The sequence below is a fragment of the Alteromonas sp. AO-Serp genome, from assembly GCF_017849675.1.
Taxonomy (GTDB): Bacteria; Pseudomonadota; Gammaproteobacteria; order Enterobacterales; family Alteromonadaceae; genus Alteromonas; species Alteromonas macleodii.
Map to the genome: position 1 here is coordinate 1 of NZ_JAFLMX010000311.1, position 7,406 is coordinate 7,406.

Annotated in this window: 7 protein-coding genes; 3 read left to right on the forward strand and 4 right to left on the reverse strand. The window is 45.5% G+C overall.

Annotated elements, in window-relative coordinates; genetic code table 11:
* The 4 genes from cyoC to QVA83_RS19820 form a co-directional block, all read right to left on the reverse strand.
* On the reverse strand, nt 1-574 hold a 574-nt coding region (cyoC, locus tag QVA83_RS19805), incomplete at its 3' end, for a cytochrome o ubiquinol oxidase subunit III (RefSeq protein WP_287498854.1).
* Nucleotides 571-2,559 carry a cytochrome o ubiquinol oxidase subunit I gene (gene cyoB, locus QVA83_RS19810; protein WP_287498855.1) on the reverse strand — a complete coding sequence of 663 codons (1,989 nt, stop codon included), beginning with the start codon at nt 2,557-2,559 and terminating at the stop codon, nt 571-573. The genes cyoB and cyoC, both read right to left, overlap by 4 nt.
* Before the next feature lie 2 nt (nt 2,560-2,561).
* A complete protein-coding gene (cyoA, locus tag QVA83_RS19815) occupies nt 2,562-3,503 on the reverse strand; it encodes a ubiquinol oxidase subunit II (protein ID WP_014951264.1) in 942 nt (313 codons plus the stop codon).
* Nucleotides 3,504-3,653: 150 nt separating this feature from the next.
* Nucleotides 3,654-4,061, reverse strand: coding sequence for a hypothetical protein (locus QVA83_RS19820; protein WP_014951265.1), 408 nt, complete (start codon nt 4,059-4,061; stop codon nt 3,654-3,656).
* Nucleotides 4,062-4,578: 517 nt separating this feature from the next.
* On the opposite strand from QVA83_RS19820, the gene QVA83_RS19825 reads away from it, so the two are divergent.
* The 3 genes from QVA83_RS19825 to QVA83_RS19835 form a co-directional block, all read left to right on the forward strand.
* The gene (locus tag QVA83_RS19825) at nt 4,579-5,322 is read left to right on the forward strand and encodes an IclR family transcriptional regulator (RefSeq protein ID WP_230598821.1); all 744 of its coding nucleotides are present in this window, start codon (nt 4,579-4,581) and stop codon (nt 5,320-5,322) included.
* Nucleotides 5,322-6,644 (forward strand): pectate lyase family protein, encoded by a 1,323-nt coding sequence (locus tag QVA83_RS19830; protein ID WP_287498856.1) that lies wholly within the window; start codon nt 5,322-5,324, stop codon nt 6,642-6,644. The genes QVA83_RS19825 and QVA83_RS19830 overlap by 1 nt, the downstream gene beginning before the upstream one ends.
* Nucleotides 6,645-6,791: 147 nt before the next feature.
* A partial coding sequence (locus QVA83_RS19835; protein ID WP_287498857.1) for a TonB-dependent receptor plug domain-containing protein occupies nt 6,792-7,406 on the forward strand: 615 nt, incomplete at its 3' end.

The following is a 7,406-nucleotide window of genomic DNA, read 5'->3' on the forward strand; positions in this document are numbered from 1 at the left end:
ATACGATATCGAGGAAGTGCCAAAACAGACTTAAGCAACTAAGTCGAGTAACAGTTTGCTCACCTAAACCTCGGCGGGTTACTTCAATAAACATGATTGTCATCCAAATAAGGCCCGCTGTAACGTGCAGTCCGTGCAGTCCCACTAACGAGAAAAACGCCGTTAGAAACGCACTTTGCTGCGGCCCGTTGCCATGCTCAATAAGGTGGTGGAATTCGTATACTTCCATACCGATAAAACACGCTCCCAGTGCCCATGTCACTGCCAGCCAAGCAAGGGAGCCTGACTTGTTTTGTCGGTGAGCACATATCATGGCAAAGCCAAAGGTAATGCTGCTTAAAAGCAGAGCGGCTGTTTCAACTGCAACAAAGTTGAGCTCGAAAATATCTTTGCCAGACACACCGCCCGCCGTATTCATAAACAGCACGGCATAGGTGGCAAAGAAAGAAGCAAACAACAAACAGTCGGTCATTAAATACAACCAGAAACCAAACACGGTGTTGTTTTCATGATGTTCTTCGTGTGCGTGTTCATGCGGCATTGATGCGGCGCTTGATGTTGCAATAGTACTCATGAGCGACCTCCCACTGTATTGGCACTTAAGTGCGTAGCTTCAACTCGTTCAACCTCATCTACCTGCACGTAGTAATCAACATCCGAGGTATAGCAACGCTTAATAAATACTCCTATTCCTGCCACTAAACCGACAACAGCAAGCCACCAAATATGCCAGATAAGCGCAAAGCCCATCAGGGTAAAGCTCATGCTCATGAAAACTCCGGCTGAAGTATTTTTTGGCATATGAATAGGTGTGTATTTTTCAGGGCGTTGATACGACTCGCCGCGCTCCTTCATATCCGTCCATGCATCAATGTCTTTGATGTGAGGAATCTTGGCAAAATTGTAAAACTGAGGCGGTGACGCCGTTGACCACTCTAGCGTGTGACCATTCCACGGATCGCCCGTTGTATCGTTAAGCTTCTCTTTGTTTTTGAAGCTTACAAACAGCTGAAGTAGCTGGAAGAAAATACCAATTGCTATAACAAACGCACCAAATGCAGCAATGTATAACCAGATATTCCAGTCAGGATTGTCGGTGTGATTTAAGCGGCGTGTCATACCCAAAAAGCCAAGCACATATAGGGGCATGAACGCCAAAAGGAAACCAATTTGCCAGCACCAAAAGGCTGCTTTTCCGGTTTTTTCGTCAAGCTTAAAGCCCATGGCTTTCGGGAACCAAAAAGCAAAGCCAGCCAGATAGCCAAATACCGCACCACCAATAATGGTGTTGTGAAAATGCGCAATGAGAAACAAGCTATTATGAAGTACGTAGTCAGCACCTGGAATAGCAAGTAACACCCCTGTCATGCCGCCAATGGTGAAGGTCACCATAAAGCCTAACGTCCACAGTACAGGCACACTCAATATTAAGCGACCGCGATACATGGTGAATAGCCAGTTAAACAGTTTCACGCCCGTGGGTACGGCAATAACCATGGTCATAATGCCGAAGAAGGCATTCACATTGGCGCTCGACCCCATGGTAAAGAAGTGGTGCAGCCAAACAATAAAACCAAGAATGGCAATGGCACCCGACGCATACACCATCGACTTGTAGCCAAACAGGCGCTTAGCAGTAAACGTAGATATAACTTCTGAAAAAATACCGAATGCAGGCAGTACCAGAATATAAACCTCAGGGTGTCCCCACGCCCAGAACAGGTTGATATACATCATAGAGTTACCACCAGCTTCATTCGTGAAGAAGTGGAAATCCATATAACGGTCTAGCGTCAGCATGGCTAACACAGCCGTCAGAATTGGGAACGAAGCAGCAATCAGAATGTTTGCCCACGTACAGGTCCATGTGAAAATAGGCATTTGCATTAACTTCATGCCGGGCGCACGCATTTTAAACACGGTAACTAAGAAGTTTACGGCGGTTAGCAGCGTACCGAGCCCGGATATCTGCAGGGCCCATATGTAATAGTCGACGCCAACCCCGGGACTAAACTCCAACCCGGCTAGCGGCGGATAAGCAACCCACCCTGTTTTTGCGAATTCACCTAACCCCAAAGACACATTTACTAGAATTGCGCCACCTGCGGTCAGCCAAAAACTTAAGTTATTTAAAAATGGAAACGCCACATCGCGAGCACCAATTTGTAGTGGCAAAATGATATTCATCAACCCAATCATAAACGGCATCGCCATGAAGATAATCATGATAACGCCATGGGCTGTGAAGATTTGGTCGTAGTGCTCTGGCGGTAGATACCCGGGCGCACCATTGGTTGCCATTGCAAGCTGAGTACGCATCATAATAGCGTCGGCGAAGCCACGCAGCAGCATGATCATAGCCAACACAATGTACATAATACCAAGACGTTTGTGGTCGACAGACGTTATCCAATCAAACCATAGGGTTCCCCACTGTTTGTACTTGGTGATAAGCATGGCTATGACCACACCCACCACTGCCACAACAGCAAGTGTCACCATAATAATCGGCTCGTGATAGGGCACGGCCTCAATAGATAATTTACCTAATAAAGACATGGTTATTGTGCATCCTCTTGGTGATGGCTGTGTTGCATTTCAGGCATGGCGTGATGTTCGCCCATGGCGGCATTTTCCGGCTTGTTGTAGAAATCCATGGAGCCGTGATCTTTCATGTATTTCATAACAATGTTATGAAATAAACCGTCATCGACTTTGCTGAAATAGGTCACCGGATTGTTTTCGCTTGGCTCAGCAAGCTGCTCGTAGGCACCTGACGTTAACGATGTTTGCGACTGCTTAACGCTGGCAACCCACGCCTCGAAGTCATCCTCGGTAGGTGTGGCAATAGCGTTAAACTTCATGCCAGTGAATCCCGCACCGCTGTAATTTGAAGAAATGCCTTTGTACGTACCTGGCTCGTCGGCAATAAGATGAAGCTTGGTTTCCATTCCCGCCATGGAATAAATCTGGCTTCCTAGCTGAGGAATAAAAAACGAGTTCATGGTGCTTTCAGAAGTAATCTTAAACGCAACGGGTTTATTGGCTGGAAACACCAATTCATTGACCGTTGCGATACCTTGTTCAGGGTAAATAAACAGCCACTTCCAGTTAAGCGAGACTACTTCAACAGTAAGATGCTCTCCTTGACCTTCTAGCGGTGCATAAGGGTCGAGTGCGTGAGTAGAGCGCCAGGTGATCACACTCAACGACACGACAATGAGAATTGGAATGGACCACACCACCGCTTCTATTTTGGTCGAATGTGCCCATTTAGGGGTATAAATTTCGAAATCGCGACTAGCGCGATACTTCCACGCAAAGTAAAGCGTAAGAAAAATAACGGGAACAACAACAATCAGCATGAGGATAGTGCAAAGAATAATCAGGTTCTTTTCATCCATACCCACTTGCCCTTTAGGGTCAAGCACGCCACCGCTGCAACCGGCCAACGTCAGCCCTGCACCAGCAACAATTAAAGTAAAAAGGTTACGAATAGACAAAACAAGTTCCTATAACCCACAAGTTAAACGGCGATGACTGGGCCGCTTAATAGAGAATGGCAGCGTTACAGCATCGAAAAACACACCGGTAAAGCTTTGTCACACATACTGCGCAACGCTTTCGGCGTTAGATAATCAAATCGGAGACGTTTAACTAAAAAGTGGGGGCGCTCTACTGCCAACCGTCTGAACAAAAGGCTGGGGGAATGTAGGGCAAAGGTAAGGAATAGGTCGGCGCTGTTTTGTTATTTGCGCCTTTGCTATAGCCGTGGCTTTAACCAAGAGACCAACTAACACTAATGCAATAGTGGGAACAATAAATTGCGAAAGCGTGTGATTGGCCAGTGCAATGAAAAAAGGCTCTACAACCAAACTTTCATTAAACGCACTGACAAATTCTGCCGAGTCAGCCAAGGTACCACTGATAACTAGCGCAATGTTCAGCAGTAACACCAGATTAGCCAACCACAGCATAGCGCCTACACCACTGGTGTAGTTTATTGCGGGTCTAATCGAAGAATTCAGTTCGTCTAAAAAAACGAAAGAACGTGGTGCCATATAGAATGTAATGCCTTACAAGAACAATGCTCTAAGTTTAACGCTGCTTCAAATGAGAATTGAGAAAGCAGGCGTGGCAGAGTAATCTCAAATAAGGACAAGTACAAGCCACCTATCGACGGGCTAAAAAGACCTAGTAATTAAAGCACCAGACACAAATGACTATTTTATTAACATTCAGAAGGTAAGACTCTGCTTCCACAGATTTATCGTCGCCCTTAGTACAGATGTCACGCATTTATTCACTTTTTCGCTCGCTGAGTCTTCGACTTGCACCTCGGCAGCACCTACACATGTTAATTTTTTGTTTCAAATATACAAAATTAAACCGCTTACCGGACGCGGTTGATAAAGCGTTAACCTTCTTATAGATGCGATGAGTTGCACGACAGTTTTCTCTCTTTTCTCAATGTAATTGATTTAAAAATCATCAATAATTTAAAATGCCACCGGTAGCATTTTGTTTAATTCGTGTTAATATCGAGCAGTATTATCTTGATTTCGGGACCGCAAAAAGATGGAAAGGTATGTTATTCCCAGTGTTATGCAGGCGCTGCAGCTATGTCAAGCCATCGCCGAGTCTCGCTCGGGGTTAAGCGCCTCTGAAATTGAGTCAGCGCTTAAACTTCCCCGCACATCAGTATTTAGGTTACTTAGAACATTAACCAGCGAACGGGTAGTTGAAAAGCGTGGTACAAAATACTTCTATGGCACACGCATTTACGAAATTAGCGCCGCTAACTCGCGCAGCAGATACGTTCAGAGAATCACTGCACCTGCGCTTTCGAAACTTATAGCTACAACCAACGCTAGCGCAATTATCTGTACATTAGGCGACTACTGCGCGTTTGTTATTGACGTTTTAGATGCCAGAGAAAAGCAAATAACAACAATAAGGCCAGGGACAAAACTGCCCTTATTTGAATCTGCTGCGGGTCATGTCATGTTGGCCTACCATCCCAAGTATCAAAACATGAACGACAGCTCACACCCCGCAAACTTTGATGAACAACAAGCCGCGAAATTACGAGCAACAACGTGTACCAGAGGCTATGCCGTCAGCCACTTCGCACCGCGCAACGTAACGCTTGTTGCCGTGCCAGTCTTCATGCGAGATGGAGAGCTTGTATCAATTTTAGCAATAGAGTTAGAAGGTATGATCCACGACGTTAAGGTACTCCAAGCATGGAGCGCTAAACTCAAAGACATCGCCCGCCAACCAACCACCGGTGCCCACCCTTACGAGCAGGACATGCAGTAATGAAATATATTCCAATTCAACTGATTGTCGCTTTCGTCGCGTTTCTCGCCTTGTCTAACTGTCACGCACAATCATTGGCGTTTGAAGGTGCGCTGGGGTTCGGAAAATACACACAAGGTGGAAACCAAGGAAAAGTGTTAGTTGTTAGCTCTTTGTCTGATAATGCTAAAAGCCCACAAGAGGGAACATTGCGATGGGCTATTGCGCAAAACTATCCCAGACTGATTGTCTTTAATGTGTCTGGCGTGATCGCGCTAGAAAAGGAGTTAGAAATAAAACATGGCAACGTCACCATTGCAGGACAGACATCTCCCCACGGAATTGTAATTTCTGGCGCATCAACAAGCGTTGAAGCTAATCAGGTCATTATTCGACACATGCGCTTTAGGCCGGGGAAAGACAGTGAAGAAGGCGATGCAGTAACCGTTAGAAATACCACTGATGTCATTATCGATCATTGTTCGCTAAGTTGGTCAAAAGACGAAGTAGGCTCTTTCTACAATAACCAACGCTTTACACTGCAATACAGCATACTATCAGAGAGTTTAAACAACGCGGGTCATCACAAAGGTAGCCATGGCTATGGCGGCATTTGGGGTGGCAGTAATGCTAGCTTTTTGCGCAATATATTGGCCAATCATACCAGTAGAAACCCGCGCATTAACGGATGGCGACTGAACCCGCCTTACCCACAGCAGCAAGAATTCGTTGATATCAAAAATAACGTTATTGCCAACTGGCAAAAAAACTCAGCTTATGGCGGCGAAAACGGCACCGCAAATCTGGTTGGGAATATTTATGCCCCAGGCCCCGCTACGAAAAAGCTATGGTTTTTCCAATTATGGGACGATAAGGAATCACTCACTCGACTTTATGTTGCTGAAAACGTGATGAAGGGCTATAGCGACATGTCTGAGGACAACAGTAAAGGCATAGATGTTAAGAGCGCCAAAACCGGTTCAAAGAAAGAAAAAGACGTAATCACTCGTTCTCTTTCAACGTCGCCTTTTCATCAGAATGAAATAGATAAATTAGGCGATGCGCAACTTACTGCGCAGCAAACATGGACAAGCTTGATTGAAAACCAAGACGTAGGTGCTAATCTCACCCGCACAGGTAAAGATCTAGACCCTGTAGACTCGCGCATACTTAAGCAAATACAAAGCAATCAGTACACAAGCAAATATGGGATAATTGATAGTGAATTAGATGTGGTTGACTGGTCAATTTACAGCAGCTACTTTACTGCCAACCCCGCGCCCTCTCTTACTTTTCATGAAGAAAACTCATGGCGGGTACTCGCAGGAATCCCAACACTGTGATCACTAAATATTCATATATTAATAATTTGTGAAATAAACGTTAAATGTTAGTGCATTCCTATCTGACAAGATCAATACTGCCACCGGTGGCATAGCAAAATATAAATACTACAGCTATGTCGATTTTGGAATTTAGGAGTTCAAAACATGAAAGTGTTTCAATGGACAGCCCTCGCTCTAGCCGTGTCCACGGCGTTTTCCAGCATGGCGCAAACTGCACCCGCTCAGGAAAATACCGAGCAAACTGAAACAAATGAGACCCCTAGCGAAATTGAAGTAGTTGAAGTAAAGGGTGTTAAACAGGCAGACCTTAAAGCGCGTGACTTAGAACGCATGAAAAGCGGCTTTAGCTCTGTTATTTCTACCGATGATTTAGGCAATTTTGTTGATCAGAACGTGGCGGAGTCCCTTCGACGACTGCCGGGTGTTACACTACAGCGCTCTGAAGGCGAAGGTAAATTTGTTACCGTTCGAGGCTTAGGGCCCGGCTTCGTATCAATAAATATGAACGGCGCACAAATGTCTGGTGCAGGCGAAGAGCGGAAAGTGGGCTTAGACGCACTTCCTGCTGATCTGCTAGGAACCATTGAGGTGCTTAAAACCCTCACACCAGATCAAAACCTGAATTCCATCGGCGGTACAGTAAACGTAAAAGCAATTTCAGCGTTTGATCGCGGTAAAAACACTTTAAAAATGCGTATTCAGGACGCGTACTCAGAAGCCCGCGAAGAGCACTCTCCAAAATTTAGCTTAGACGGCACC